This window comes from Bacteroides gallinaceum (assembly GCF_030373775.1).
Taxonomy (GTDB): domain Bacteria; phylum Bacteroidota; class Bacteroidia; order Bacteroidales; family Bacteroidaceae; genus Phocaeicola; species Phocaeicola excrementipullorum.
The window spans coordinates 1-952 of the sequence record NZ_JAUDEN010000077.1; the positions used below are offsets into that span (position 1 = coordinate 1).

At 61.3% G+C, this 952-nt stretch carries 1 protein-coding gene; it reads right to left on the minus strand.

The window, feature by feature from the left end; genetic code table 11:
• A partial coding sequence (locus QUW60_RS15025; protein WP_289561506.1) for a glycoside hydrolase family 97 N-terminal domain-containing protein occupies positions 1-947 on the minus strand: 947 nt, incomplete at its 3' end.
• Between the last annotated feature and the right edge of the window lie 5 nt (positions 948-952).

A 952-nucleotide genomic window follows, 5' to 3' on the forward strand; every position in this document is an offset into this window, starting at 1 on the left:
TCGTAGTTGATGCTCGCGTCCTGCCATACGATCCAGCTCCATGTTCCCTTACCATATTTATACAGATGTTCCGAAGCGAAGCGCGGTTCGACCACATCCCAGGGTACGGTGGTCTCGACTATCGGCTTGAGATTGTCGCCGACCGTCACGGTACGCCACGGGGTTGCGCCGGGCAGGGCAAGGCCGGGCGCGACGGTTCCGTTCCCGTTGTTCTCTTCCGGCATGGGGAAAGCTACGGTGAAGAGCCCCTCCGGCGTTGCGTCGCTCAGGTGCGAGGCGCAGTACTTCGAGTCAACCCCCGTTTCGCTCACCAGCGCCCAGCCGTCATCGCCGATGCGGAACAGGCCGGGGAAGGTGAATCCGCGCCCGTACTGCGAGCGGGTCGTGAGCGGGGCGTCCGTGATGTACTCCTCTTCATAGCTCGGCTTGGTGCGCTTCCACCCGATCATCGGGTCGCTCTGGGGAGTGAGGAAGACGGTGGTCTGCTGCGGGAAGTCGAAGCCCGTCGCCTCCCTCTCGATGACGATGCTTCCGGTATCGCCGTAGCGAGGCATCTCGTAGCGGAAGGCAAGGTCATTGTCGCTCACGCGGAAGACCACGTCGAGCGGCTTCTTCCCGGCGTTCTCGAGCGTGACCGTCAGCTCGTTCGCGCGGTACTCCACTTCCGAGCGCTTGATGCGGTCCATCCGGTAGTCCTCCTCTATCTTCCGGGTCTTCTCACCGGCGTAGGCCATCCCCCTGCTGAAGTCGCCCGCGTTCGAAACGAATCCCAGAGGCGACTTCTCCAGAATGGTCTTTCCCCTGTAGGTTACCGAATAGGACGGGATCCCCGCCTCAACCGATACCTCCACTCTCAGCTGGCCGTCGGGACCGGAAACGCTTGCCTGCTGTCCCCACACGGAAGATGAGCCCAACGCCAGAACGAATAAAAATGCATGTCTTTTCATGGTAT